Annotated in this window: 27 protein-coding genes and 2 tRNA genes; 13 read left to right on the top strand and 16 right to left on the bottom strand. The window is 61.2% G+C overall.

The window, feature by feature from the left end; genetic code table 11:
• Window positions 1-32 precede the first annotated feature (32 nt).
• Both X726_RS0134945 and X726_RS157875 read right to left on the bottom strand, forming a co-directional pair.
• Window positions 33-3,908 carry a caspase family protein gene (locus tag X726_RS0134945; protein ID WP_084630697.1) on the bottom strand — a complete coding sequence of 1,292 codons (3,876 nt, stop codon included), beginning with the start codon at window positions 3,906-3,908 and terminating at the stop codon, window positions 33-35.
• Between the two features lie 363 nt (window positions 3,909-4,271).
• Window positions 4,272-4,346 (bottom strand) — tRNA-Thr (locus tag X726_RS157875).
• 150 nt (window positions 4,347-4,496) lie between these two features.
• On the opposite strand from X726_RS157875, the gene X726_RS157880 reads away from it, so the two are divergent.
• The 11 genes from X726_RS157880 to X726_RS157930 all read left to right on the top strand — a co-directional run bounded on the left by X726_RS157880 (window position 4,497) and on the right by X726_RS157930 (window position 12,150).
• Window positions 4,497-4,691, top strand: a complete 195-nt coding sequence (locus X726_RS157880; protein WP_023669287.1) for a hypothetical protein — start codon at window positions 4,497-4,499, stop codon at window positions 4,689-4,691.
• Between the two features lie 142 nt (window positions 4,692-4,833).
• Window positions 4,834-6,126 carry a UDP-N-acetylglucosamine 1-carboxyvinyltransferase gene (gene murA, locus X726_RS157885; protein ID WP_023669286.1) on the top strand — a complete coding sequence of 431 codons (1,293 nt, stop codon included), beginning with the start codon at window positions 4,834-4,836 and terminating at the stop codon, window positions 6,124-6,126.
• A 167-nt stretch (window positions 6,127-6,293) separates the two neighbouring features.
• The gene (locus X726_RS157890) at window positions 6,294-6,728 is read left to right on the top strand and encodes a DUF2948 family protein (protein WP_023669285.1); all 435 of its coding nucleotides are present in this window, start codon (window positions 6,294-6,296) and stop codon (window positions 6,726-6,728) included.
• A 134-nt stretch (window positions 6,729-6,862) separates the two neighbouring features.
• A complete protein-coding gene (gene hisD / locus X726_RS157895; protein WP_023669284.1) occupies window positions 6,863-8,155 on the top strand; it encodes a histidinol dehydrogenase in 1,293 nt (430 codons plus the stop codon).
• 6 nt (window positions 8,156-8,161) lie between these two features.
• Complete coding sequence (locus X726_RS157900; RefSeq protein WP_023669283.1) at window positions 8,162-8,647, top strand: UPF0262 family protein; 486 nt, start codon at window positions 8,162-8,164, stop codon at window positions 8,645-8,647.
• A complete protein-coding gene (locus X726_RS157905) occupies window positions 8,635-9,099 on the top strand; it encodes a low molecular weight phosphatase family protein (RefSeq protein ID WP_081725519.1) in 465 nt (154 codons plus the stop codon). Before X726_RS157900 ends, X726_RS157905 begins: the two co-directional genes overlap by 13 nt.
• A 185-nt stretch (window positions 9,100-9,284) precedes the next feature.
• Entirely contained in the window at window positions 9,285-9,503 is a 219-nt protein-coding gene (infA, locus tag X726_RS157910; protein ID WP_006200926.1) for a translation initiation factor IF-1, read from the top strand.
• A 19-nt stretch (window positions 9,504-9,522) separates the two neighbouring features.
• Window positions 9,523-10,149: a Maf-like protein gene (locus tag X726_RS157915; RefSeq protein WP_023669281.1), complete on the top strand. Its 627-nt coding sequence runs from the start codon at window positions 9,523-9,525 to the stop codon at window positions 10,147-10,149.
• Window positions 10,146-10,337 carry a DNA gyrase inhibitor YacG gene (gene yacG / locus X726_RS157920; RefSeq protein WP_023669280.1) on the top strand — a complete coding sequence of 64 codons (192 nt, stop codon included), beginning with the start codon at window positions 10,146-10,148 and terminating at the stop codon, window positions 10,335-10,337. Before X726_RS157915 ends, yacG begins: the two co-directional genes overlap by 4 nt.
• A gap of 214 nt (window positions 10,338-10,551) precedes the next feature.
• Window positions 10,552-10,627 (top strand) — tRNA-Phe (locus X726_RS157925).
• A gap of 212 nt (window positions 10,628-10,839) precedes the next feature.
• Window positions 10,840-12,150 (top strand): integrase arm-type DNA-binding domain-containing protein, encoded by a 1,311-nt coding sequence (locus tag X726_RS157930; RefSeq protein WP_023669279.1) that lies wholly within the window; start codon window positions 10,840-10,842, stop codon window positions 12,148-12,150.
• Between the two features lie 271 nt (window positions 12,151-12,421).
• Here X726_RS157930 and X726_RS157935 read toward each other — a convergent pair whose 3' ends face one another.
• The 9 genes from X726_RS157935 to X726_RS1000000168030 all read right to left on the bottom strand — a co-directional run bounded on the left by X726_RS157935 (window position 12,422) and on the right by X726_RS1000000168030 (window position 19,289).
• Window positions 12,422-13,741 (bottom strand): type II toxin-antitoxin system HipA family toxin, encoded by a 1,320-nt coding sequence (locus tag X726_RS157935; protein WP_023669278.1) that lies wholly within the window; start codon window positions 13,739-13,741, stop codon window positions 12,422-12,424.
• Between the two features lie 12 nt (window positions 13,742-13,753).
• On the bottom strand, window positions 13,754-14,050 hold the full coding sequence (locus X726_RS1000000168770; RefSeq protein WP_023669277.1) for a helix-turn-helix domain-containing protein: 297 nt from the start codon (window positions 14,048-14,050) through the stop codon (window positions 13,754-13,756).
• 186 nt (window positions 14,051-14,236) lie between these two features.
• On the bottom strand, window positions 14,237-14,572 hold the full coding sequence (locus tag X726_RS1000000168765; RefSeq protein ID WP_348524589.1) for a hypothetical protein: 336 nt from the start codon (window positions 14,570-14,572) through the stop codon (window positions 14,237-14,239).
• Between the two features lie 162 nt (window positions 14,573-14,734).
• Complete coding sequence (locus X726_RS1000000168035) at window positions 14,735-15,244, bottom strand: HAD-IA family hydrolase (protein WP_023669276.1); 510 nt, start codon at window positions 15,242-15,244, stop codon at window positions 14,735-14,737.
• 1 nt (window position 15,245) lies between these two features.
• A complete protein-coding gene (locus X726_RS0134935) occupies window positions 15,246-16,130 on the bottom strand; it encodes a DNA-processing protein DprA (protein WP_198022480.1) in 885 nt (294 codons plus the stop codon).
• Between the two features lie 85 nt (window positions 16,131-16,215).
• Window positions 16,216-16,902: a phosphoribosyltransferase gene (locus X726_RS1000000171070; RefSeq protein ID WP_198022479.1), complete on the bottom strand. Its 687-nt coding sequence runs from the start codon at window positions 16,900-16,902 to the stop codon at window positions 16,216-16,218.
• 287 nt (window positions 16,903-17,189) lie between these two features.
• The gene (locus X726_RS157945) at window positions 17,190-17,621 is read right to left on the bottom strand and encodes a DUF6527 family protein (protein WP_023669273.1); all 432 of its coding nucleotides are present in this window, start codon (window positions 17,619-17,621) and stop codon (window positions 17,190-17,192) included.
• Complete coding sequence (locus X726_RS157950) at window positions 17,618-18,805, bottom strand: ThiF family adenylyltransferase (RefSeq protein ID WP_023669272.1); 1,188 nt, start codon at window positions 18,803-18,805, stop codon at window positions 17,618-17,620. Before X726_RS157950 ends, X726_RS157945 begins: the two co-directional genes overlap by 4 nt.
• Window positions 18,780-19,289 (bottom strand): multiubiquitin domain-containing protein, encoded by a 510-nt coding sequence (locus tag X726_RS1000000168030; protein WP_023746229.1) that lies wholly within the window; start codon window positions 19,287-19,289, stop codon window positions 18,780-18,782. Before X726_RS1000000168030 ends, X726_RS157950 begins: the two co-directional genes overlap by 26 nt.
• Before the next feature lie 127 nt (window positions 19,290-19,416).
• Between X726_RS1000000168030 and X726_RS157955 the strand changes: the two genes are divergently transcribed.
• Both X726_RS157955 and X726_RS157960 read left to right on the top strand, forming a co-directional pair.
• Complete coding sequence (locus tag X726_RS157955) at window positions 19,417-19,797, top strand: helix-turn-helix transcriptional regulator (protein WP_023669270.1); 381 nt, start codon at window positions 19,417-19,419, stop codon at window positions 19,795-19,797.
• Entirely contained in the window at window positions 19,790-20,653 is an 864-nt protein-coding gene (locus X726_RS157960) for an ImmA/IrrE family metallo-endopeptidase (RefSeq protein ID WP_031214820.1), read from the top strand. The genes X726_RS157955 and X726_RS157960 overlap by 8 nt, the downstream gene beginning before the upstream one ends.
• A 1,120-nt stretch (window positions 20,654-21,773) precedes the next feature.
• On the opposite strand, the gene X726_RS157965 is transcribed toward X726_RS157960, so the two are convergent.
• From X726_RS157965 to trbL, 5 genes are read right to left on the bottom strand one after another with little or no spacing between them, the layout of a single operon-like run.
• A complete protein-coding gene (locus tag X726_RS157965) occupies window positions 21,774-22,052 on the bottom strand; it encodes a DUF2274 domain-containing protein (protein ID WP_023669268.1) in 279 nt (92 codons plus the stop codon).
• Between the two features lie 13 nt (window positions 22,053-22,065).
• A complete protein-coding gene (locus tag X726_RS157970; RefSeq protein WP_023669267.1) occupies window positions 22,066-23,283 on the bottom strand; it encodes a TrbI/VirB10 family protein in 1,218 nt (405 codons plus the stop codon).
• A gap of 10 nt (window positions 23,284-23,293) precedes the next feature.
• Window positions 23,294-24,322: a P-type conjugative transfer protein TrbG gene (trbG, locus tag X726_RS157975; RefSeq protein WP_023669266.1), complete on the bottom strand. Its 1,029-nt coding sequence runs from the start codon at window positions 24,320-24,322 to the stop codon at window positions 23,294-23,296.
• Window positions 24,312-25,043, bottom strand: a complete 732-nt coding sequence (trbF, locus tag X726_RS157980; protein WP_023669265.1) for a conjugal transfer protein TrbF — start codon at window positions 25,041-25,043, stop codon at window positions 24,312-24,314. The genes trbG and trbF overlap by 11 nt, the downstream gene beginning before the upstream one ends.
• Window positions 25,044-26,366: a P-type conjugative transfer protein TrbL gene (gene trbL, locus X726_RS157985; RefSeq protein ID WP_023669264.1), complete on the bottom strand. Its 1,323-nt coding sequence runs from the start codon at window positions 26,364-26,366 to the stop codon at window positions 25,044-25,046.
• Between the last annotated feature and the right edge of the window lie 14 nt (window positions 26,367-26,380).

The following is a 26,380-nucleotide window of genomic DNA, read 5'->3' as shown; positions in this document are numbered from 1 at the left end:
GTGATTGCCCTGCATCAGCGTTGTCTGGAGCCTCAGTTCAAGCCGGCGAGCAGCGCCTGTGCCTCGGCGAGGTTTTGTTCCGAACCGGCGGCGAGTTCGTCCATCTTGCGCTCCTTGAAAATGACGAGCGCATCCTGGCAGGCGGCGATGGCTTCCTCGGCAAGCGCCTTGTCCTTGCGGGCAGCACCGAGGTCGACCAGCACGTCGCACAGGCTGTCCTGCGTGAAGGCTACGGCCGGCACCGAATTGATCTTCTTTTGCACGGCGATTGCCTCGCGCAGGATCGGCACCGCCTCCTCGAAGCGGGCGACGTTGTTTTCGGCGCGGCCGGCAAGCGTCAAGGCATAGCCGACCTCGTTCTGCACGCTCGCCCATCGGTCGGGGTCGCGGTCGCGGCCGACCTCATCGGCCAGTGCGCGGTTGGCGGCGATCTCTTCATCGAACACCGCCGACTCCGGCGCCTTGTCCCTAATCATGGCGAGCACCCGGGCGAAATCGCCCTGCGTGCGGACCCATTGCTCCGGCGCCCGCTCACGAGTGCGCACGCTCTGTATGCTGCGATAGATGGCGGCCGAGCGCTTCAGCAAGGCGACATCGTTGCGCCAGTAGCCCAGCGTCGACAGCGCGCTGGCCAGATTGGCCTGGTTGCGTAGCCACTCATCGGCGTCTGTGTCGCGGGCAATCACGCTGAGCGCCGCCTCGTAGGCCTGAACCGACTTCGCCATTGTGTCCGGGTCGGAGGTAGCGCTGGCCTGCATCATCCGCGCGTTGCCGAGATCGCCTTCAACGGAGGCCCACAGTGTGCGATCGGGCAACGCGGCATAGACGGCGAGCGCCGCCTCGTGCGCGGTCGCCGCCCTCTGGTAAAGAGACGGATCGTTGCTGCTACCGGCAAGGTAGTAGTAGGCGCTACCGAGATTGTTCTGCAGTTGTGCATGATCTTCCGGCGCCGTGGCGCGGTCATAGAAGGGCAAGGCCGCTTCGAGCGCAGTCACCGACTGGCTGAAGTCATCGGCGTTCTGTGTCCTGTCGCCGAGCACGAGCAGGACATGGCCCAATCCCCATTGTGTTGCCGCAAAAGAGACCGGATCGCTGTCGCGAGTCTGCACCTCGAGCGCCGCGCGATAGGCTGTCACCGAGCGTTCGAGCGCCTCGACCGGGCCGCCATTGGCCTTGCCCAGCATGGAAAGGGCGATGCCCAGCCGGTATTGCGTCGTCGCCCAGTCGGTCGGGGCGCCCTCTCTGGTCCGCACCGTGAGCGCGGAATCATAAGCGGCGACCGCCTGTTCGAGGATCGCCCTGTCGCCCGCACGGGCACCCCAGGTCGACAGCGTGGCGCCGAGATCGTACTCTGTCGAGGCGAAATCGAGGGGGGCGGAGGTGGCGGTGTAGACTTCCAATGCCTTGCTGTAGGAGGCCGCCGACTTCTGCAAATAGTCGGTTCCTGTGTCTCGATTTCCAAGCGTTGCATAAACGAAGCCGAGATTCTGTTGCAGCGAGGCCCAGTCGAGCGGCAGCTTTTCACGCGTATATTCAGATAGCGCCGCCTCGTAGGCTGAGACCGCCTTGAGCAACATGGCGTCGTCGTTCTGCCTGGCGCCAAGACGATGCAGTGCGTTGCCCAGCGTCAGCTGGCCGTTCGCCCAGTCGGCCGGCGCGCGCTCGCGCGTCCGAACCGAAAGCGCTGCCTCCGCCGCCTCCCGCGCGCGCTGCAACGCGGCGATATCGCCGTTGATCTCGCCGATCGACTCGAATGCGGTGCTCAAATTGTTCTGGATCGTCGCCCATTGCGCCGGCGCGCGTTCCCTGGTCATCTCCTCAGCCGCCGCCTGGAAGGCCGCGACCGATTGCTCAAGCGTCGGTACATCCTTTTCGCGCGCGCCGAGGCTCGCCAGAACGACACCCAGATTGATCTGGCTCAATGCCCAGTCGAGCGGTACGCGATCCCGGCGATATTCTGTCAGCGCGGCGCGATGCGCCGATATCGCTGCGCGAAAACTGTCCGATGTGGTCTGGCGTTCGCCGATCTCGGACAGCACGATGCCGAGATTGTTCTGCGTCGCCGCCCATTCAAGCGGCAGTTTTTTCGACGACTGTACCTCGAGCGCCGAGCGGAAGGCCGCGACTGCCCGCTCAAGCAGTGCCGTCCCGTTCTCGCGCTGGCCGAGCCGCCAGTAGACCGTGCCCAGATTGCCATAGGTCGATGCCCAGTCGTCAGGGTAGGCGTCATGCGTATAGACGGTCAGCGCCTGCTCATAGGCGGCAGCTGCCTTGTCGAGGTTGTCGCGGCCGGCTTCCCGTTCGCCCAAAGTAGCAAGCGTGGCGCCCATATTGTTCTGGGTGGCCGCCCAAAGCAGCGGCAACTTTTCGCGGGTGACATAGGTCAATGCCTGTTCATAGGCTGTCAGGGCCTGGGCGAGATACGCATTGTCGCCGGAGAAGTCCCCTTGTTCCGACAGAGCGTTGGCCTCTGCCGCCTTGTAGTAGAACGCATCTTCGTCGCTCCATTTCGCGGCCTGCTCATAGGCCTTGGCGTAGTCCTGAGCCGCCTCCTTGAAGTTGAAGGAAATCTCGTAGGTTCTGGCGCTGCTGGCGAAAACCTTTGCGAATTCGAGCCGCTTTGCCTTCAGCTCGGCCTCGGCCTGGTCGACCGTAGACGAAAGTTCGCCGATGCGGGCCTTGGCCTGCTCGTTGAATTTCTGCGCCGCTTCGAGCGCGCCTTCCTGAACCGCCTGTTCGGCGAGTTTCGATAGCCTGGCAATTTCGGGGTCCGGGTTTTTCAAAGTCTCGCGTTCGGCCAACACGTGTTTCAGCCGTTCGGTCTGGCCACGCAGCAGCTTGTCGAGCTCAGCCGGATCCTTGGGTATGTCGACCCCGAGCGCCTTCAGCATGGCGTAAAGCCCATCCATCGGCACCTTGCCGTCACGCGATATGGTTTCGATCTGGCGGCGCTCCGGATCGGGTAGCGTCGAGATGGTCAGCAGGAGCTGGCGCCGCTCCCTGAGGATTTCGCCCTCATCGCCTTTCGGTGCCTCGGCGGGGGTACCGAAATAGAGCAGCCGGCGCAGGCTCTCATTGACCCAGGGCCGCTGCTGGCCGTTGGTCTTGAGATAGACCTCCTCGCCGATCATGCGCAGAACGGTGCCGAATTCCTCGCCGCCCATCGTGTCGATGTGGCGCAGGATCGCTGCCGCATAGGGGCTGTTGCCATCGGCCGGACCGTCCAGCGCAACCTTGCCGGGCTCGGCGGCAAAGGCGATGACCTGGCCGAGGCTGCCGTCGACCGAGCCCTTGGCGTCGGCGCCGCCCTTCAGGGAAACCACGCCGCGCGTTTCCCCGAGACCGCCGGCGCCGATCGGCTTGCCTTGGTCGCCCGGCGCCAGCTTCAGGAGCGTGCCCGGCGGGAACGGATCGTTGCGGCAGGCGTCCAGCAGAACGATGGTGACCGGCACCTTGGCCTTCAGTTCGGCGACGATGGACGACAGCGGCACCAGCTTTTCGCCGGCATTGTCGAGCGCCGAGATATCGGCATCGACAGGGACCAGATAATTCTCGCCGCCGGCTTCGATGCCGTGGCCGGAATAGTAGATGATGGCGACATCGGCGCCCTCGGCATCGTCGACGAAGCCTTCGAGATCGCGCCGCAATTTGCGCGCGTCGCGGTTGGTGGCGACATTGGTCTCGAAGCCGAGCCTGTCGAACATCTCCTCGATGGCGCGGGCGTCGTTTTCCGGATTGGGCAGTTTGCCGACATGCTGGTAGTCGGACTGACCGATGATGAGCGCGACGCCTTTCAGCGCCTTCGGCTCTTCAGCCAAAGCGGGGCCAAACGCGCATAGGCACACCAGTGCTGCGGCAATTGCCGCGCACATGCGCCCTGTCGCACCTGCCGTTCGCCCAAAGAGCATTCTCTACCCCAAAACCCGACGCTATCTTCCGCAGGCGAGATGGCATCATGATGGCCGGCCGATGGCAAGTCCTTGGGCGAGCTGTGTTCTTGTCGTGGATATGCGTACGAGGAGGCTGGCTTTCAGCGTGCGAGCGGTAGTGTTCAGCATGCCGGATACGGCCAGACCGGCCTGTTCGTGAGTTGACAGGTCCGGACTTGTTGAGCAGTCGTCCGGCCCCGTAGAGCCTCTTTCTCTCAATGTTTCCGGGCGAGGCGCCACGGTTGGATGCGCGGGATTGGCACTTTTGCGTCAGCCGGCTTTTTTGGTCCGCAACGAGACCCGGACTTCGCGACTGCATCTTTTTAAATCAAAGGAATGAACTGGTGCTGCGAGAGAGGATTGAACTCTCGACCTCTCCCTTACCAAGGGAGTGCTCTACCACTGAGCTACCGCAGCCGCTGATGGCGGGGCTTCTGCCATATAGAACCGGCAAGCGCAAGGCGTCTGTGAAAGGCTTTGCCAGACAAGTTTCGCTGACATGGCGGCGCCACAATGCTAACTATCCCTTGAACGGCAGGCCCTGCCAGTTGCGGGCGGGACGGAACGATGGACGAGAAGACAATTCCACCGAAAAAGGCTGATCCGGAAAAAAAGGACGGGACTGACCGCAAGGACCGTCTGGCCGAGCAGCTGCGCGCCAATCTCATGAAGCGCAAGACGCAAGCGCGCTCGCGGCGCACCGGTGATCCTGACCAGCGGCCCGAAGGACTGCCGGCTGCTGAAAAAATGCACAAGGACTGACCGATATCAGCCACACTGGCCGGTCACCTTGGCCAAAGGGGCTCAGAAATCCTATTTCTTGAACCAAGCCGGCCAATGGTCTAGACGGGCCGATACTCAAACTGACGAAAACCGGCCTATCGGGCCGAGGGGACATTCTCTCATGGATCGCATCAGAATTGTCGGCGGCAACAAGCTCGCCGGAAGCATTCCGATTTCGGGCGCGAAAAACGCCGCTTTGCCGCTGATGATCGCCTCGCTGCTCACCGACGACACGCTGACGCTGGAAAACGTGCCGCATCTGGCCGATGTAGAGCAGCTGATCCGCATTCTCGGCAATCACGGCGTCGACTATTCGGTCAACGGCCGCCGCGAGAAGCAGAATGAGGGCTATTCGCGCACCATCAATTTCTCGGCCCGCAACATCGTCGACACGACCGCGCCTTACGAGCTGGTGTCGAAGATGCGGGCATCGTTCTGGGTGATCGGCCCGCTGCTGGCCCGCATGGGCGAGGCGAAAGTGTCGCTTCCCGGCGGTTGCGCCATCGGCACGCGGCCGGTCGACCTGTTCCTCGAGGGCTTGCAGGCGCTGGGCGCCGACATCGATGTCGACACCGGCTATGTGCTGGCCAAGACCAGGAACGGCCGCCTCGTCGGCAATCGCTATGTCTTCCCGAAAGTCTCCGTCGGCGCCACCCATGTGCTGATGATGGCGGCGGCGCTGGCCAAGGGCGAGACGGTGCTGGAAAACGCCGCCTGCGAGCCCGAAATCGTCAACCTCGCCGAATGCCTCAACGCCATGGGCGCCAGGATTTCCGGCGCCGGCACGCCTGTTATCACCATCGATGGCGTCGAGTCGCTGTCGGGCGCGCGCGTGCGCGTCATCCCCGACCGCATCGAGACCGGCACCTATGCCATGGCGGTGGCCATGACCGGCGGTGATGTCGTGCTCGAAGGCGCCCGCCCCGAGCTGCTGCAGACCGCGTTGGATGTGATTGCCCAGACCGGTACCGAGATCACGCCGACCAATTCCGGCATTCGCGTCCGGCGCAACGGCGCCGGCATTTCGCCGGTCGACGTCATGACGGCGCCGTTCCCGGCCTTCCCGACCGATCTGCAGGCGCAGTTCATGGGCCTGATGACCATGGCCAAGGGCAAGTCGCGCATCACCGAGACCATCTTCGAAAACCGCTTCATGCATGTGCAGGAACTGGCCCGGCTCGGCGCCCACATCACGCTGTCCGGCCAAACGGCGATCGTCGACGGCGTCGCCAAGCTGAAGGGCGCACCCGTGATGGCGACCGATCTGCGCGCCTCGGTGTCGCTGGTCATCGCCGGTCTGGCGGCCGAAGGCGAAACGACGGTCAACCGCGTCTACCACCTCGACCGCGGTTTTGAGCGGCTGGAAGAAAAGCTCTCCAATTGCGGCGCGGTGATCGAGCGGATTTCAGCTTAACCGCACGGCAGTTGCTTCAGACAGACAGGCGTCTGGTGCTGCCTTCATTCACCGCCAACACTTCAAACCCGAGGCGCTAGCCTCGGGTTGAATTTGTGTCGCGGTTGCACGGACCGGAAAGACCGCCTAACAGAAGGCTGAAACCAACTTTCAGGTGTGCATTCGGCATGGCAGCCCTCAAACTCATTGCGCTCGACGATCAGGATCTGAGCATCGTCTCGGCTCACGTCCAGGACGCCGTGATGAAAGTCTCGGATCTCGAATACCTGCCTTCGGCCAAGCGTTTCATATTGACCATGAACCGCTTCGTCTGGGAGGCGAAATCCGGATTGTTCAGCCCGCACAATGAGCGGCGCCAGGCGGTGTTGCATTTCGACCGCGTGCTCGGCGCCAAGACCAGCGGCATTGCCCGCGATCGGCCGGCCGAGGTGCTGTCGCTTCTGGCAATCAGCTTTATCGAAATCAGCAAGCCGGCCGGCATCGTCGAATTGGTCTTTTCCGGCGGCGGCGCGATCATGCTCGACGTCGAATGCATCGAGGCGCGGCTTGCCGACATAGGCGGCGCCTGGGAAGCCACCTCGCGTCCGGTGCACAGGGTCTAGAGCATGATCCCAAAAAGTGGGTGCCGGTTTTTGTTGGACAAAACGGGAATCGTCTGTCCAGAGATCTTGCTCCAACAAAGGGTTAGATCGTGATGAGATTTCAACCAAGTCTCATCACGATCTAGACGCAGCCGATGGCCATTACGCTTATCCAGTCCGATGCCGGTTTCGCGCAGCGTTTCGCCGCCTTCCTGACCACCAAGCGGGAGGTATCGGAGGACGTCGACACTGCCGTGCGCGCCATCATTGCGCGGGTTCGTGCCGAGGGCGACGCTGCCCTGGTCGACTACACGCTGAAATTCGACAAGGCCGACCTCAATAGCCTCGGCATCGCCGTGTCGAAGGACGACATCGCGCAGGCCTACAAAGACGCCGATCCGCAGACGGTCGAGGCGCTGAAATTTGCCCGTGACCGCATCCGATCCCATCACGAGCGACAAATGCCCAAGGACGATCGCTATACCGATGCCGCCGGGGTCGAGTTGGGTTCGCGCTGGACGGCGATCGAGGCGGTCGGGCTCTATGTGCCGGGCGGCACGGCAAGCTATCCAAGCTCGGTGCTGATGAACGCCGTGCCGGCCAGGGTGGCGGGCGTCGAGCGCATCGTCATCGTCGTGCCGGCGCCGGGCGGCATCATCAATCCGCTGGTGCTGGTGGCCGCCGATATATCAGGCGTTTCAGAGATTTACCGCGTCGGCGGCGCGCAGGCGATTGCCGCCCTTGCCTATGGCACCGAAACGATCCGGCCGGTCGCCAAGATCGTCGGGCCCGGCAATGCCTATGTCGCCGCCGCCAAGCGCCAGGTGTTCGGCACGGTCGGCATCGACATGATTGCCGGACCGTCTGAAGTGCTGGTGGTGGCCGACGGCAGCAACGATCCCGACTGGATCGCCGCCGATCTTCTGGCGCAGGCCGAGCACGACGTGTCGGCGCAATCGATCCTGATCACCAACGATCCTGCGTTCGGAAAAGCAGTCGAACAGGCGGTCGAGCGCCAATTGCTGAGCCTGCCGCGCGCCGAGACGGCGGCTGCCAGCTGGCGCGATTTCGGCGCGGTGATCCTGGTGGAGACCATCGAAGCCGCGCTGCCGCTGGTCGACCGCATCGCCGCCGAACATGTGGAACTCGCCATCGACGATGCCGAGGGCTTCCTGGCCAGGATGCGCAATGCGGGTGCTGTGTTTCTGGGACGCCATACGCCCGAAGTCATCGGCGACTATGTCGGCGGCTCCAACCACGTGCTGCCGACGGCGCGTTCGGCGCGCTTCTCTTCGGGCCTGTCGGTGCTCGATTTCGTCAAGCGCACCTCGATCCTGAAGCTCGGGCCGGAGCAGCTGAGAGCACTTGCGCCGGCGGCGATTGCGCTGGCCAAGGCGGAAGGCCTCGACGCGCATGGCCGCTCCGTCGCCATCCGGCTGAACATGTAGGCGGCGATGGCGGACGGCGATCAAACCCGCGCAAGGCTGATCGATGTCGAGCTCGACGAGTCGATCGGCCGTTCGACGCCCGATGTCGAACATGAGCGCGCGGTGGCGATCTTCGACCTGATCGAAGAAAACAGCTTTCAGCCGGTCAATGATGACGGCGCCGGGCCTTATCGGCTGAAGCTCTCGCTGGCCGAATCCCGGCTGGTGTTTGCGGTCGCCCGCGAGGATGGTGCTGATGTCGTCACCCATATCCTGTCGCTGACGCCGCTCAGGCGCATCGTCAAGGACTACTACCTGATCTGCGAAAGCTATTACGACGCCATCCGCTCCTCGACGCCAAGCCATATCGAGGCGATCGACATGGGCCGGCGCGGCCTGCACAATGAAGGCTCGCAGACGTTGATGGACCGGCTGGCCGGCAAGATCGACATCGACTTCGACACGGCGCGGCGGCTGTTCACGCTGGTCTGCGTGCTGCACTGGCGGGGTTAGACCTGACTGGGGCGCCCCGCTCGATCCTGTTCTTGTGCGGCATGAACGCCGTGCGCTCGCCGATGGCCGAGCAGCTGGCGCGGCGCATGCTGCCGCCGGCCACTTTCGTCGCCTCTGCCGGCGTGCACAGGGGCGAGCGCGATCCGTTCGTCGACGCGGTGCTGGCCGAAGAAGGCCTGACGCTGGGCGAGCGCCAGCCGCGCTCGATGGACGATCTCGAGGACGATTATTTCGACCTGATCGTCACCCTGGCGCCGGAAGCCCACCACGCCGCGCTCGAACTCACCCGCTCGCTTGCCGTCGACGTCGAATACTGGCCGATGCCGGATCCGACCGATGTCGGCGGCAGGCGCGAGCAGATCATGGCCAGCTATCGCGACGTGAGAGAACGGCTGAAAGCGCGCATCAGCCGACGTTTTCTGCTTCCGGAGGTAAAAAACGCGGCGGATTGATGCATGTCGCTTAAAAGCGGTCCCGGTTTTGAGACAACGACAGGCATAAAACGAAAGCTCGGAGCGCGTCGCATATGACGCGATCTAAGCGTGTTCACAAGCGCACGATTATCATATAGGTTCCGCCGAAATTCCGGCCTGGGCGCTCCAGGGCGCCGGAACTGCAATCCAAGCAAAGGTATCGAATGCCGAAGGAAGAAGTCCTCGAGTTTCCGGGTGTCGTGACGGAATTGTTGCCCAACGCGATGTTCCGGGTGAAGCTCGAAAACGAACACGAGATCATCGCCCATACGGCTGGCCGCATGCGCAAGAACCGCATCCGTGTGCTGACCGGCGACAAGGTCCTGGTCGAGATGACGCCCTATGACCTGACCAAGGGCCGCATCACCTACCGTTTCAAGTAACAGTCCGGCGCGAACCGCGATGAGCATCCTGCAGAAGCTCGTGCTTGCCTCTGGTTCGCCGCGCCGGATCGAACTGTTGCAACAGGCCGGCATCGAGCCGGACCGCGTGCTGCCAGCCGATGTCGACGAAACGCCGCTGCGCGCCGAACATCCGCGCTCGCTGGCCAAGCGGCTGTCGAACGAAAAGGCCGAGAAGGCGCTGGCCTCGCTGAAAAGCGAGGAAGACTATGCGCCAAGTTTCGTGCTGGCCGCCGATACGGTGGTCGCGGTCGGACGCCGCATCCTGCCCAAGGCCGAGACGCTGGACGACGCCGCCAATTGCCTTGGACTGCTTTCGGGCCGTTCGCACCGAGTCTATTCCGGCATCTGCCTGATTACGCCGGGCGGCAAGCTGCGCCAAAGGCTGGTTGAATCCAGGGTACGCTTCAAGCGGCTTCCGCGCGAGGAGATCGACGCCTATGTCGCCTCCGGCGAATGGCGCGGCAAGGCCGGCGGCTATGCCGTCCAGGGTCTCGCCGGGTCGTTCGTCGTCAAGCTGGTCGGCTCCTACACCAACATCGTCGGCCTGCCGCTCTACGAGACGGTGGCGCTGCTTTCGGGCGAAGGCTTCAAGGTCCACACCAGCTGGCATACCGCGCGGCCATGAGCCTGGACGATAAGGTCACACCACTGCGCCCGAAGCGCCCCTGCCCCGAATGCGGCAAGCCGTCGGCGCGCGAGACCTATCCGTTCTGCTCGAAGCGCTGCAAGGACATCGACCTCAACCGCTGGCTGAAGGGCGCCTATGTCATCACCGCGCGGGATGACGAGGACGAGAGCGACGAGCCGAAGTAGGGTTTGGGCGGTGCCGGCCGCGCAATTCCACTTCGCCGACCTTACGCAATTGCTGCTTTGCCGGCGTCGGTATTGTCTGCGACAATTGCCCCGGAAAATCAGCGCTTAGGCGCTGGACAGGCCGGATTCCCGTGCTATAACCCACGCGCTTTCAAGGGGTGCCCCACGGCGCTTTCCTGAAATCCGGTCAGGCGATGTCTCGTTTGCCGGCGAGGCCCAGATAGCTCAGTTGGTAGAGCAGCGGACTGAAAATCCGCGTGTCGGTGGTTCGAATCCGCCTCTGGGCACCATCCCCTCTTCTCCCGACACTCCGTTAAGCCGAACCTTCTACGCTGCCGCTTCTGCAAGCCACTGGGATTGTTGATCTTTTTCCGTCGCATTGCGCAATTAAGCGGGACAGAGAGCGCTTCGGGCGCATTTGGTCCAACGAGGCGGGGGGATGGTATTTCCGTTGGTATTCGACATCCTGATGGTATCGAAACAGCCAAGGGAGACCTGACGAATGGCCCTATCCGACGTGAAATGTCGAAACGCCCGCCCTGCTTCCAAACTCGTGAAATTGTCTGACGGGGGCGGGCTGCAGCTATGGGTACAGCCCACGGGCTCTCGCCTCTGGCGGCTCGCCTACCGCTTTGACGGCAAGCAGAAACTGCTCGCGCTGGGGAGCTATCCGCTTATCTCTCTCGCTGAGGCACGGGAGGCGCGCGATGATGCTAAAAGGCTCCTGCTAGCTGGCGTCGACCCTGGAAAGGAACGCAGCTTGCGGAAGGCCGATTCGGCAAAGGACTCCTTTCGCTCAATCGCGGACGAATATGTTGACAAGCTGAAGAAGGAGGGACGTGCCGTCCGGACGATCAGCAAGGTGAAATGGCTGCTCGACTTTGCCTATCCGATAATCGGCGATAAGTGCATTCGGAAGATCGATCCGGCTATCATCCTTACCGCCCTCCGTCGAGTCGAGGTTCGCGGTCGATACGAGTCGGCCAGGCGACTGCGCTCCACCGTCGGCAGCGTGTTTCGATACGCAATCGCGACCGCACGCGCCGAGACAGATCCGACCTTCGCCCTCAGAGGCGCACTCATCAGTCCGAAGGTAACGTCTCGCGCCGCGATTACCGATCCGAAGGCCTTGGGCGGTTTGCTGAGGGGGATCGATGCATTTGATGGACAGCCTACAACCCGAGCCGGTCTAAAGCTGATAGCGCTGCTGTTTCCCCGCCCCGGCGAGCTTCGCGCCGCTGAATGGGAAGAGTTCGATTTTGAAAGCTCGGTGTGGACGATCCCTGAAGCACGCATGAAAATGCGACGGCCGCACCGCGTACCCCTATCAAAGCAAGCGATCAGCGTCCTGACTTCACTGAGAGAAATCTCTGGTGATGGATCGCTGCTGTTTCCTGGTGTTCGGTCGGCTTCGCGTCCGATTTCCGACAATACGCTTAACGCCTCACTGCGTCGTATGGGTTACAGCAAGGATGAAGCTACCGCGCATGGTTTTCGAGCAACGGCATCAACTCTGCTGAACGAATGCGGCAAGTGGCATCCGGACGCCATAGAGCGGCAGCTGGCCCACATTGAGAACAACGACGTTCGGCGCGCCTACGCCCGGGCAGAGCACTGGGAGGAGCGCGTCAAGATGATGCAGTGGTGGGCCGATTACCTGGATGAACTCAAGAGCAAAAACCTGCGGGTGATCTCAATCGAGGGACGCCGCAAGCCTGCTGTCCACACACCAACGCGACCATCCACTTTGAACCCAACAGCGGCCGTTGATCAAACGCCGAAACAGATCTCCAACCGCCGGAAATCATACTGACCGTTAAAAAAAGCCACAACTCGACGCCAAATCGTAGGCCCGCATTGTCAGATTTCCTGGAGAGAAAGTTGACCACATTCGGCGGGAAGCTGCCGTTCTGCAACCGACCCCATTCCCGTCATTCAAGATGCCGATGGCCGGTTCCGAAACCGGGCACCTACCCGGCCCGGGCCTATCAGAGCGAGAATGCCATGGGCAGTGTGCGGTCCGTCCGTTTCGCCGACATTAGTCCGTGGATCCGCTATCCCCGCCCGACTTTCACCTCCACAACCTACACGGGCTCCGCGGCGGCTTCCTCTCCATAGATCCGGGACAAGCCCTGGATGCGCGTCGTGATCGCGTCGACGAGGCGACCAACGATCTCATGGATGATCCCCTCCTGGCGAAGCTCTTGCGCGCATTCCGATGACATGTCCGGTATCACCGCGAGCTGATGGCGGATCGTCCGCATTGTGTACTCGCCGCCAACCTTTGCTGAGGACGCACAGCGACGCCAGTGGCGCGGCATGATCTCCTCGATCGGGTAGGCTCTGTCGATCTTCATCGCCAGTTTAAGGTCGCGCATCTCAGCCTGGATCTCTCCCTCGCCGAGGTGCGGCAGAATGGAGGAGATGTCGTAGAGCGGAGCTAGGCGGGCCTCGCCCTGGGCACCCAGCAGCATCGAATAGTTCTTTGCATGCGCGTCCGTGCCGGCGATGATCCAGTTGAAGACGTTCGCGGCCATGAAGGTCTGACGGTCTTGGACGGGTTCCATGGAGGCCGCCAGCACCTTTTTGGAGATCGCCGTGATACCTGGCCCACCCTGGTTCTCGTACTTTAGCGTCGGCATCACCGATAGGGCCTGGCACATGTCCTCCTGATGGATGCGGATGGTCTTGCCGTCGATGTTGCGGCGGTCGTAGCGCTCGAGAACGATCGCCTTTTCGCCTGCGAAGTCGAGAACCTGGCTGTGTGCAGCGTCCATGCCGAGCTTGCATGCAAGCTGCAGGCAGAAATGCTCGTTCTCGGTATGCCCGTGCAAGTGCGGCAAAGGCGGCTTGAAGATGTGTGTCGTGGGCGTGTCGCCTAGAGGGATCCCCCAGCGATTGCTGCCCTTGTCGAAATGGAACGCCGTCTTTGCCTGCGCACCAGCGAGACTGAACTGACCAGGATCGCCGATTCGCCGGGTCGCCGCACCATCCTTGCGGAGGTCGCGCAGGCGGTCGCCAATCTGCGCCTCCGTGAGCAACTCCACGTTCTCGCCGCGGGAAACCTGGTGGCCACGCGGAAGGAACTGGACGGCGCCGGCGCAGTCGCGGCCGACATTCTTGAGCAGGGCAAACGGGTTTCGGGCGGAGACCTGGAACCTCTGCGCCCATCTGGCGAGGGTCTGCTCATTATCCGGCAGCAGACCCCAGAGGAATGCCTCGACGACCTTGCCCTCGTAGGTCCTGGTGATCGTCGGCATGGACAGGGAAAGCGGGATCGCCACCCGGCCCTCCATCCATGCCTCTTGATAGGAGAACGAAAGCTTGCCGCCCTGCAGGTGGTGGAGCCACCCAACCGGTCTGCCAGCGATATGGACGTCGAGGGTGTCGATCGGGTTCACCATGATCATCGTCACCTAGAGCTTGTAGGGAATCTCGTCGTCGTCATCGTCGACATGCCGTTCATCGGCATTATGATGATGATCAGCAGCTGACGTCGGCGCCGGCGGGATTTGAAAGTCCAGCTCCACACCAAGCGTAGTCAGCGCCAGCAGCACGTTACCGATCTCGGCGCTGGGCTTGCCGTTCTCGATCCACGACACCCACGTCTGCGTGGTGTTGATTATCTTGGCCAAGGCAGCCTGGGACAGGCCGCGACGGGTGCGGGCCTCCTTGATCAGGATACCAATGTCCCGAGCTGTTCTGATCTTCATGGCGTATACGATCTCTGTATGAGCTAGCCTGATATAGGCTCCTATATGACGGGTGTCAATATATGCCACTATATCAAACCTTACCCATATAGGTTCCTATATGGGTGATCCTCATATATTAACCTATATTGAGATAGGCAAACTCGTCAGAGGACCAGCCGCTTTCGCGCCCGTCGTACAAAGTCTCTAGCGTGACCGTTTCGAGTTTTGCGACTGCCAAATAGGAAGATCGGGTGTGAGCGGATTACCATGATCGCCCGGAGCATAGGCTCCAGTGAGAGGAAGGATAGATTGGCGCGGACCGTACTCGACCACCCGTTTCGAATTCCCTTGCACCGCGCGGCCGGTCCATAGACTGCGTGCATGATCACGGTCAACTTGACGCAGGCCTTGCAGTGAAATGAGCGTTCGGCGATCCCTGGCCCCAGCTTTTGACCTTGTCGGAGCCGTTGAAGCGCGTCTCTGGCCCAACGCCGTCTCGCAGAGCGCCCGCCGCACGTCCTCGTCGCCGGCCTTCGAGATGCCCCCCTGAACGTCGATGGAGGAGCCGGATTGGCAGCGCCGCGACGTCTGCCCGAAGTAGACCGCGCGACATCACGCGAACGGTGGAAGCGACGGATCGTCGATCACGGTCATGCAGGAGAGCCCTGTCACCGACTCCGGGGACACCTTCGACTGAGCGGGTTATTTCAGGTCGAGCTTCTTTTTGAGGTAGTCGCGCAGTTCGCCGACAGACGAGAAAATAGCGTCTGGTTTCGAGGCTTCCAAACCTGCCACGTCGAGGCAGCCCCATGCCGAGCCCAACGCGGCGACGTTGGCTCCACGCGAAGCCTCGGTATCCTGAGGCTGATCGCCGACATGATAAGTATTGTGAGGTTTTCCTCCCGCTTTTGACATCGCAAGCAAAAGACCCTCCGGGTGCGGCTTTCGGTTTTTCACGTGATGATAGCCGACCACAATATCTATCGGCCAGGCATGTGCCTTTATGAAGGCCTTCGGCACCATGTCGGGGCTTTTTGTAACGATAGCCAATGTGTGACCAGCCGCATGTAGCTCGATGAGCAACTCGGTAATTCCGCCGTAGACGGCCAGTTTCGGGGCTTGGGCCATAACCGCCTTCCAGTCCCGAGCGGCGCGAAGGTGCTCAACTGTGGAGGTGTCCACGAGAGTTTGATCGAAGTCGAAAATAATCATCTCAGAAACCCAACCGAGTTTGAGGATCGATGTCCAATGCGCGCTCCGGTCTTTTTGCTGGAGAGCGTTCGACCTGCTGGACGTGCAGCAAGAACTGCGTCAAGGCGACCCCATCGGATATGGCGCGGGCCCAGTGCTGAGCAATCATCATCTGATTGCCCTTCGTCTTGTCCTCGTGCTTCCACTTATCGGGATGATCAATGCACGCCAGCGCACGCTTCTGCTCTCGGCAGAACCGCACCGTGTGCATGGTCCCACCCTTCACATCCGTCTCCACCACTAGCACTGCGTCGGAGAGACCACTTTGGATGCGATCTCGCTCGGCAAAAGCTGTCCGCATAGGAGTGACACCAAGAGGATATTCGCTGACCAAACAGCCGCCGTTTTCAATTAAGCGAGTTGCCAGTCCCCGATTGGCGGCGGGATAAACTTTGTCCAAGCCGTGGGCCATCACTGCGACCCCCACACCGTGGGCATCCAAGCAGCCTTCGTGACCAAGAGTATCGCAGCCATGTGCTAAGCCACTCACGATAGTGAAGCCCTCGCTTGCTGCCGCCGCTGCCGACTTCCTAGCAACAGCTTCACCATAAGGAGTTGGCTCACGCGTCCCCACGACGGCAAGGCACTTCGTCGCGTGGAGTCCTGCCACGGCTCCCCTTACATACAAGACGGCAGGAGGATCTGGGATATTACGAAGGCGCTGAGGGTACCCTTCGTCATGGAATGAGAAAAACTTCGTATCGCTATTTAGCGTTTTCTCCAACTCGTCCTGAGCTCGATCCCATGCCTCTAACAGTGCGCTTTCCGATACCTTCGCCCGCGCCGCCCTGTCCACCACAACGTCTTTCGCATCACGGTCAGGCACAGGCCCATTAACGATGCGCAAGGCCCCCCGCCGGCCGAGACCTTTGAGCTTCATCAAAGCGACTAGCGCTACTGATGTCGATGACACGGGCGATGAAGCCATTGCTCTAATCCTTCTTGAACTTCGCGTCGTGCTCCCGTTCGCCCTGCCCCCATAGCGTATCCCACCTAGCAGGAACATGATCGTTCTCGGGATTCGGGCAGTAAGCAACACTCTCCGCTTTCGCGAGCGCAATCCCATACACCTTGCATTTCGGATTAGCGGCAAGCACCGCTAGCGCGATGCGAGACAGCGTATCACCTCGCGTGATGAAGTCATCGAAAACGAAGACATGGTCCGCATCTATTTTTGCCGACTGATACTTAGCCTTATCCAGCTCAGCGGAGCGACCCTCAGCGGAATAAATCGTATGAATCTTCTGATGGACATTCTTGGATAGGATGCTGTCGGAATATTGCGCCCCCACAGTTTTTGCGCATTCCTTGGTAATCCACGGTATTGAGCGGCTTGGGTCGGCTTTCGTTTCCTTGGACGAAAGCGCGGGGATAAATGAGGCGCGTTTGGGATCAATACCTAAGTGCTTGATGAGAGTCGGAGCAGCATCGTATAGAACCGTCGCCGCACCCCACTCGGCTTTATTATTCTTGTCTTTGAATCGAATAAACCAGGCGGTCCACTTCTCGTCAGTCCTGTCTTTCAGTTTATAGGCAATTGTAAACGAATACGTCAGCCCGAGAGACACACTCAGGTGAGGAAAACCCATCCATCCGGCAATTTTGTTGAAATAAACCACGCCACCCCCCTTACTTCGCAGTGCACGATGTAAGCAGCACGAGGCCGACTATCAACTCGCTTGCTGGCCTTTTTATTCTGCCAAAATTCGAAATTTCACCGGAGACCGCAGTGCACTCTTGGGAAACGGCCTCCGCCTGACGCGATTCGGGCCTAGGTGCCACTCTGAAAGGTCAGCCGAGTTGGATGCTCTACGGAAAGCGCGACCTATGAGAGCGGCCTCAAGGTCCCGGCCCAGACGTAGGCCTATGAGACTCGCATCTGCGCGGGCCCGAAGCGCGGCACGTGTTAACGACCGCCGGTCAGCCACGACCAGAAACCTCTAGATTTGGTTTTCGCGACCTCGGCCTTCGGCGAAGCGAGCGGCTCGACATGGCCACCGAAGTGACCTTCGCGCGCCGCCTTGTCGCGCATCCTGCCCCACGCAATCTCGTCCTCCGACATGTCGCCTGCCCAGACCACTGTGTCCATACGGATGAAATAGTGGGACCGGCAGGCGAATGACCAGTTCCCGACTGACGGCGAGAGACTGACGCTCTCGCCGTCAAAGGTGAGTTGCCAGCCTACCGGGCTAATCGGTGTCACCACCTTGGTGCCACAACCGCAGAAGCAATCATGGACTGCGGTTGCATACGGGATCGAAACATAGAGGACACCGGCCTCGCGGACCCTCGGGACGAACTCCACGAACTCGTGTCGGATCTTGTAGGGTCTCTTCATTCGCTGTCCTCGTTGATCGTCTCGGCGCCCGCGAGCACGAAGATGCTGAAATGTTCGTGGGTGTCGTCATCGTAGAAACCGAAAAGCTTCTTGAACTTGATGACTGCAAAGGCAGCATTCAGAGCGTTGAGTTCCACCACCTGAATGTTTTTGTCGTACTCGTTGACCTCTTCTGTCGTCATGAACGCGATGCGTTTCCCGTTGTGGACGTGCTCGCGCTTGGTAGGCGTGCTGGTCGTTGTACGTATCTGGCCCCGCAGGCTCTCGTTGTGCACCGTCAGGCCCATGCCCACATCTACGAACGGGATGTTTATTGCCTCCAGTTTTTGGACGATCGGCCGCTTCCCGGTCCCCTCCATGCACAGGAACACGAAGTCAAGGCCTTCCAGCAGGTGAAGGTTCTCAGGGGTAAGCTTGACCTTGTGCGGGACGATGCCGCGGCGCATTTTGCTGTAGGTACGCGCGTGAAACTCGACCTTGGAGAGCTCCTCCTCCAGTTCTTCGCCTGAAGGCGCGCCCGGCGCCCGAAAGGCGTTGTGCTGGTTGAACCCGTCGTTGTCGAAGAGGTGGATTTCGCGGACGTGGGTCTTGGCGAGATAATCCAGGACGTAGGAGCCCGTGCCGCCCAGGCCGACGATGCCAACCTTCAGCGGCTTGAGCTTTAGCGCGATTGCCACGATGTCGGCGCGACTACTGGCCGTGTCCTCGTAAAGAAAGACGCTGTCGTCCTCGTCGGGCGCGTAAGGCTTGAAGGATTGCGCCGTCACACCCGGCTCGATCACCTGTGCCGGGCCCGAGATTTTCGCCACGTAGTGCGCCATCTTTTGATGGAAATCATCGTAGCGGTCGGCGGGCTTGGGCTTACAGGAAAAGTTCCAGCGCACCGGCATCCCGTCGATCTTCAGGCCGTCGCCCAAGTCGCTGTCGCCAAGCCCCTGGATCTTGCTGCCGTCCTCGTTGCAAGGGTGATCGCCGGACCACTTGGTCTGGTGATCCTTGGGCGGCTTCGCAACGTCGTTGGTCACCTCCAATGGGGCGAACAACACGCCGCGCTTTACCTCCCGGTTGCTGTCAACATAGGGTACGTCACGGATCACGAGATATCCCGTGACCACGTCGACGCTGTAGCCCTCGTCTCGAAGCCGCTTCAGCGGCGGGCTACGATCGATCGGTCGCCGTGACATCGAACTTCATCCTGTTTTTGATCTTCACGGAGTGGCCAGCCGTGAGCGTGCCTTTGGGGTTCGACGGGGGGCCATCACGGTAGGTCACTGTGAATTCGATGCACGTTCCCGTCGGCAGGACGGGGAACGCGATCTTCACCAGTTCCTCGAACGAGAGACGAGTTTCAGTGGTTTCGAAGGGCTCGCCATTGATGCCAACTGTCACAGCCTTCTGGCTGTAGAAGTGATCATCCTTCTTCAGGTCGATCACAGTGTCGTCGCGCGGTACGAGTTTGTCCTCGTGATCACCCGGCACCTCCCGGAACAACTCACGGTGGTTCGGGATCTCGGCCAGCGCGTAGAGCGCTTTGCCCGTTGTGGGGTCGGGCGACTCGAAAATCTCCCGGTCGACATGGATACGCACCAGGTGCGCAGCGACATTGACTGACATTTTTACTACTTTCTCCGCTTCGCGGTGCTTGCGTTTCGCTCTGCCGGATGGCATCTTGCTGTCCGGACAGACAACACTTAGGCTCTCAAAAACGCCCTGTTCGGCACGAGACCAACCCAGAGCGCGTTGTCTGTCTGGACAACAGAATGGGAGATATTGTGGCGAATGTCAAGGAGGGCGGATGCCGGAGTCTGCGTTAGGAATTTGGCTGAAGGGGCTTCGCGGCGATCTTAGCCTGCGAGAGTTGGCTCAGCGGAGCGAAGTCGATCACGCCTACATCTACCGCCTCGAGACGGGTGCGAAGGAAGCGCCGTCCGACGAGGTGGTGAACAAGCTGCTCAGCGGTCTGGCGCCGTCCGAGCGGGAAGTCAAGATCCTGCGGTTTCTATCAAGTCACCCCAATGTCGACCCCGATCTTGCCGAGTTCGCGAGGGCCGATGATCGAGTTTCATTCGAAGAGTTCCATATGCTTACCACCGTCGTGAACCGTGGCGCCCGCCCCGACTACGCGACCTCCCTTGCCCGCATCCGCCGGTTCATGAGCGAGGACGAAGATGGATGAACTCTCCGTCGCGATGAAGGCACGCGACTTCATCGCCAAGAGCGGTCCATTGGCGCTTCCGGTCTCAGTAAACGCCTACGCGGCGCAAGTCGGAGGTACCGTGAAGCAGGAAGTGCTTCAGGAACATGAGGACGCATGGTCGGTGCGGTTGTCGAACGGCAAGTACCGCATTTGCGTGAACTGCGCCCACAACAGCCGTCGGCAGCGCTTTAGCATCTGTCACGAAGTGGCTCACGAGGCCCTCGGCATAGCGGCGGATCATAGGTCGCCGAGCTGGAGTTTCACGCGTAGGCCGCCCGGCGAGATCGCCTGCGACGTGTTCGCGGCCGAGCTATTGCTTCCATTCAAGCTGTTCAAGCCGAGAGTCGATGCGGCTGACATGAATTTCGCCGCAGTCAGCGACCTGGCCGACGAATTCGACGCTTCCTTGATGTCGACGGGCTCACGTTTCGCCACCTTCTCGCGCGAACTATGCGCCTTCGTGCTCTCCGAGGGCGGCAAGGTTCGTTACTGCTCGCGTTCCACATCCCTGCGAGGCGCCAAGGCTTGGGTGCGCCTCGGAATGGATTTGCCAAGCGACTCCTACAGCGCCCGGGTGCGGGCGGGGGCAGCGGCGGCAGGCCCCGAGGAAGCCGAGCCGGATCAGTGGTTCGAGGGCTGGGAGCGTGAAGGTTCTCTCTACGAAGACGTCCGCCACCTCGCCGCCTGGGATCAGACCCTGACGCTGCTCTGGTTCGATGATGAAGATCTCCCGCCCCCGGCGGCTGAACGGAAGCGATGGGAGGAGGAGACCTACGGCCTCCGCGAGCTTGACGGCGAGCTGCCTTGGCCTGGCAGGTCGAAACGTAGGAAATAGGAAATGAGCTGGGCCGGCCGGCGCGCGGCGCGAAACATCCTTCCGTAGAGCCGAGAAAAATCTGACCCCTGTTTGCAGAACCTTACACTGACCGCTGTGGGCCGGGAAAAGACTGACCATACCGGCGATTTCTCGGCGCAACCCGTGCGGGAGCTGGCCGCAGCCCGTGATGCGGTGGAAGCGCTTCCCATCGAACGGAAGAGATCGACGTATCCTTCGCAAGACCCCACCATTGGAGGTGCTGGCGGCATTTGCGAACTAGTGCCAGAGCCAAGCCACCAGCGCTTTGAGCGCTTGCTTATGGAGGGACCGCGAGGGCGCCAAGCCAGGAAGTCATCGATCGTTATTCGCTCGGCTGGCCCGGGAGTAATGCCGTGGCGAGCAAGCTCGACATAAAGGTCAAGCTCACTGGAAAAAACCAATTTCCAAAGTTCATTGACGTTTTGGGTTAAAACCAGAGTTGGAACTGCCAGCGTGACCTCCTGACGCAACTCTATCGCAAATTCTCCGCCAAGAATTGGTATTGAATCTCACGCTCAACCGAGACTAGCAGAGACTAGATTCAGGCGGCCGCTTCATTTGCAATCAGAGGACTAGGAGCGTGATGATGTCTGAAGAAGCCGGCAGTAATCTATTCGCACTTACTGCGGATATCTTTTCGGCCTATCCAGAGGAACGCGGTTCCGGTCTCTGGATTGCCCGATTTGATCGCTAGTCTAAATTCGGCATTGACTAAGATCGGACAGGGCGCCAACTGAAGAAACGGCTCCGAAGCCGTCATCCTAAAAGGTCCGTCCTCCCAGACTACATAATCAGTCTTGAAGATGGAGCAGAAATACAAGTCACTCAAGCGCCATCTGGCAACCCGGCACGGATGACGCCCGATGAATACCGGGCGAGGTGGGGACTGGCGAAGGACTATCCCATGGTCGCCCCGAACTATTCGGCCGCCCGATCAGCGCTGGCAAAATCGTTAGGTTTGGGGGAGGGAAGGCTGCTCCGGCCAAGAAACCTATCTCAAAGCGTAAAGCGAACGCCTGATATCAAATTTTGCGAAGCGCTTGCTGGGATCGGTGGCAACGCGGTCAGCATCAAGAACCTAGCGGTGCGACACCAAGCGTTACGCGTTGTCCGGTGTGGAAGATGATTGCCTTCGCGGTTTCTCCGACGCGCCGGCGCCCGGCAAACCTTCCTTTCTGGCCTTGGCAAATGCCCGGTCACCTTCCAGAAACCCGACCAGCATAAAGGGGATCAGGTCAGCCACGGTTTCGGACTCGCCATAGGTCCGACGGTAAAGAGCGGCATAGTCGTTGAGTGCTTGGCTCAACGCGGCGCCAACGGTGATGGTGATCTTCGAAGGTGTCCGATCCGGAAGTTTTCCGAGTTTCAGGTTCGCCATGAAGTCCTCCTGTTCACCCCGTGTATGGCCGCAACACGAGGTCCTTGTGCACGATGACGCGCAACGGCCAACCAGGGCGCACGGTGATCGTGGGTTGGACGTTCAGGTTCTTTTCAGTGATCCGTTGGCCCGCTTGACTGACGTTCTGCTGGGTGGATTCACGAATTGCCTTGACCAAGTCGCTTTCATTTTCCCCAAAGCTCAACTCGGTACCAACCCCCAGCAATGTGGCTACCGCGACGCCCTTGATCAACTGCCAAGTATGGAAATCCACCTTGTCCTCGAGCCCGGCATAGCCGGCCGCGTCGGTCACGGGCAGATTGTCGATTTCGGTAGAGGAGCCGTCCGGCATCACGATGCGTTGCCACACCAACAGAGCGCGCCTTTGCCCAAAGGCTACAACACTGTCGTAGGTGCCGATCAGCCGTGAGCCCTGCGGGATGAGCAGGATGCTGCCGGTGACGCTGTCGTGCACATTCTCGGTGATCTGGGCGACGACAAGGCCGGGCAGATCGGAATTGATGCCGGTGATCAGGCTTGCAGCGATCACGCTACCGGCCATGATCTGATAGGGCGAAGCCGGCGTCTGCAGTGCATGCGGGTTGTAGATCCCGCCGGTGTTCCGTTGATCGATGAAATCGAGCTTGCGCTGTTGATTGTTCTGGTCGCCCTCGGCCGGCGCGACGGAAGCTCGCTGGCCTTCGGTATCTGGCTGCGGAGACGCCGTCTCGAAAGGCGAACGTCCGCCCTGCCCATTGCCAAAAGCTTCCGTTTGCTGGAGTCGGGTTTCGATGCGGAACAGGACTTGCGACTCGCGCGCTTCAATCGCTTGTTGTGCAAGCCGCTGCGCCTCGGCGGAAACGTCTTGCCCGGGCGCGATGCCAAGCTGGCGCTGGTGCTCGAGAATAGGGCGGCCGAGATCGCCGGGCAGCGGCGGTCCAAGCACCGGAGCCTTCGGCTTGCTCCCGGAATAGTCCTTGGGCAGCGATTCAAGTCCCTCGGCGGTCGGCTTGCGGTCCGTGCTGTAAAGCTCTTCAGCCTGCTGCTTCAGGCGCAGTGCCGGCCCCTGCAGCGCCATCATCGTGACGCCAAAGATGGTGCCGGAGCCAACAGCTGCGATCGCGACGATTATGCCGCGCCTGAACCGCACCGCTCGGCGGGGTGAGGCTCGCAGCTGCAACTGTTCGGGATTGAGCTTCGGCGGAGCATTCGGGTGGGAAGTATCGGTCATGAGCCTCCCCTTACCTGCCAAAGCGCGAAAACAGCGAAACCCGCCGCGGCGGTTGCCGACCGTCGGTTCTCGTGATGCGCACCACCTGCTGCTGTTTGGTGCCCAGCCTTAGCTCGGCGGCAGCAAAGAGGCGATCGACGACGTAGTAGTTGCCGCGCATCCGGTAGTTCACGAGTTGGTTATCGCCGTCGGCTCCGACGATGAAGAGCGGTGGCGCCTCGCCCTGATCGATGCGCTTCGGGAACTCTATGTAGACCTTGCTGCCATCATCGAAGGCGCGCGTCGGTCTCCACGGCGGCGTGTCGCCGGTGATCGAATAGCGGAAGCGGATGTTTTCGAGTGCTACGTTCGAGGCCGCGGGCATTTCAGCCTCTGCCTGAGCGTTGCGCCGCCGAAGCGCCACGAGTTGGTCTTCGCTGTAAATCCAGGAGAGCGCCGCCATGGCAGTTTTCTCAGTGCTTTGAAGCTGCAGGTGATAGGATCGCCTGTCCGTCGTGATGACCAGATTGGTGGCAAGCCCCGGCGCGAATGGCTTCACCAGCACATGAGTGCGCTGGTCATCGCCTGAGCCACTAACGGTGTCACCGATCACCCAACGGACCGTATCGCCGGCTGAGACCGAGTTCAGCTTCTCGCCCCGCTGCAATGAGATATCGGTGACGCGCTCCGGCGCGGCGTAGAGCTGGTAGAGCGCGCCGTCGGCAAAGGGGTAAACCTGCACCGCATTGACATAGCCAAACTTGGTGGGTTGTTGCGTCGCCGCCTTGTTGGCATCGGCGACCTGTTCTTCCGGCGAGCGCTTATCTGGGGCGGGCTTGCCGGGTGCGGGCATCAACTGACCAGGCAACGGTAACGGTTTCGGCACTTCCACGACCTTGACCGGCTTCTCCGGCGCCTTCTCGATCGCGGCTGGTTTGAAGTCCTCGTGGTCATAGGAAATCTGAGGCGGCGGCACTGGTTTCGAGGCACAGGCCGAAAGAACCGCAGCAGACGCCGACAGGATCAAGGCAGCACGAAGCAATGGGGCTCTATTTGTCATTGGCGGGCTCCTTAGGGGAAACGGGGGTTGGCGCGGCGCTGTCGAGCTCGCGCGACCAGTCGATGGCGTTGATGAAGACGCCGAGCGGGTTCTTGCGCAGCTGCTCGGTTGTCCTAGGCGCGCGGATGAGGATGGTGAGGATCCCGATCCAGCGCGTCGTGCTGGCGAGGCTGCCGCGCTCGAACACCTGCTCGGTCCATTTGACCTGGAACGAGCTGTCGGAAGCCCTGACCACGCTGGTCACCTGCACTGACACGCTGCGCGTGCCGATTTGGCCGAAAGGGTCGTTCGCCTTGGCATATTCGTTGAGGAAGAGCGCCGCTCGGTCGGTGGCAAAGTCGTAGGCCGACAGCCAATTCTGCCGCACCAGAACCGCATCGGTGGAAACCGAACGGACATTCTGGATGAAGCGGCTGAGATGCCAGGCGATCTGGGCATCGTCGGGATGGTAGTTTTGGACTGCCGGCGCGACCGCGTGCGCCTCGCCAAAGCGGTCGACTTCGACGACATAAGGCACGACGCGGCCCTGCATCGACTGCCACAGAAGCCCACCGGAAAGCCCCGTCGTCAGAGCCAGGCAGCCAAAGGCCATGAAGCGCCAGTTCTTGGCCTGGACGCGCGCCGCGCCGATGCGCTCATCCCAGAGTTGGCTGGCCTTCTGGTAGGGTGTTACGGGTTCGGGCGTCTTTCCATAACGGTGAACGGGTCGCTTGAAGAGCATCTAGTCTTCCTTGTCATTGAGGGAGGGATTGGCGCCGCTTCCGCCCCGATCTCCATCGCGCACCGCCTGCGTGGCAGCATGGCGATGGGCGCGTGCGGTCTGTTCGGAACGCAGACGCCTTGCCCAGGCAGGCGCGGCTGCGGGAGCTATAACTGGAGAGCTTCCGCTCATCGAGCTGGTCGGCATGCCGCCGGTCGCGGTCCAGCCGGCATTGCGACCGGCGTCGGCACTACGGCGGAATGGTTCTGCTGCGGATCGCATTCCCCGCATCGCGGCGCCGCTAGCGGCACTCGCAACCCCCTGCAGCCCAGCAGCTACCCCGGACAGCCCGGACTCGGGCGATGTCGCGCGCCCCGTCTGCCAAGCGACGATGGCAGCGGACCCCATGGCGGTGCCGGCACGGACTGCGGCGAGGCCGCCGCCTGTTGCCATGCGCGCGCCGGCAAACGCAGCGCCTCCGGCAACGAGCGTTGATCCAGCTGCGGCCGCCGTTGTTCCAAGTGCCGCGCCGGCGCCAAGCTGCGGCGCGCCGGAAACAAGACCCGAGGCAATCCCGGGGCCGAAAATGCCGAGCCCAAGCAGCGCCAGCGCACCCAGTACCTGAGACATGGCCGCCGCCAGGTCCGGCTCCTGGCCCTGCAGGGCGGAAGCGAACTCGCCAAAGAGCGTGGAGCCGATGCCGACGATGACGGCAAGCACCATCACCTTGATGCCCGACGAAATCACATTGCCGAGCACGCGCTCGGCCAGAAACGCCGAGCGGTTCCAGAGCGCGAAGGGCACCAGGACGAAGCCGGCCAGCGTGGTGAGCTTGAACTCGAGGATGGTGATGAAGAGCTGGATGGAAAGAATGAAGAAGGCGATGAGGACCAGGAACCAGGCCAGAAGCAGCACGAAGATGGTGAGCGCGTTACCGAAGATCTCGGGGAAGCCTACTAGCTGGCTCGCTTGATTGAGGAGCGGCCAGGCGCCCTGGAAGCCGGCCGCGGCAATGCGGCCTGGCCGCAGGAGACTGTCGGCGGACAGGTTGCCGGGCGATGCGTTGATGCCGAGACCGGCAAAGGAGCGGTAAATTATGTCGGCGAGGTTCTTGAAATTGTTCAGGACGAAGGCGAAGGCGCCGACATAGAGCACTTTGCGAACAAGCCGGCCAAGTATGTTGGGCTCGCCGCCGAACGCCCAGACCAAGCCCGCGAGCGTGATGTCAATGCCGATCAGAATGGTGGTGAGAAAGGCGACGTCGCCCGAAAGCAGACCGAACCCACTGTCAATGTAGCGGGTAAAGGTCTCCATGAAGCGATCGATGACTCCGAGGTCGTTCATGTCGCCGCCTTCCT

It is taken from the genome of Mesorhizobium sp. LSJC285A00, from assembly GCF_000503155.1.
Lineage (GTDB): Bacteria > Pseudomonadota > Alphaproteobacteria > Rhizobiales > Rhizobiaceae > Mesorhizobium.
This window is presented reverse-complemented; position numbering and strand designations above follow the sequence as displayed.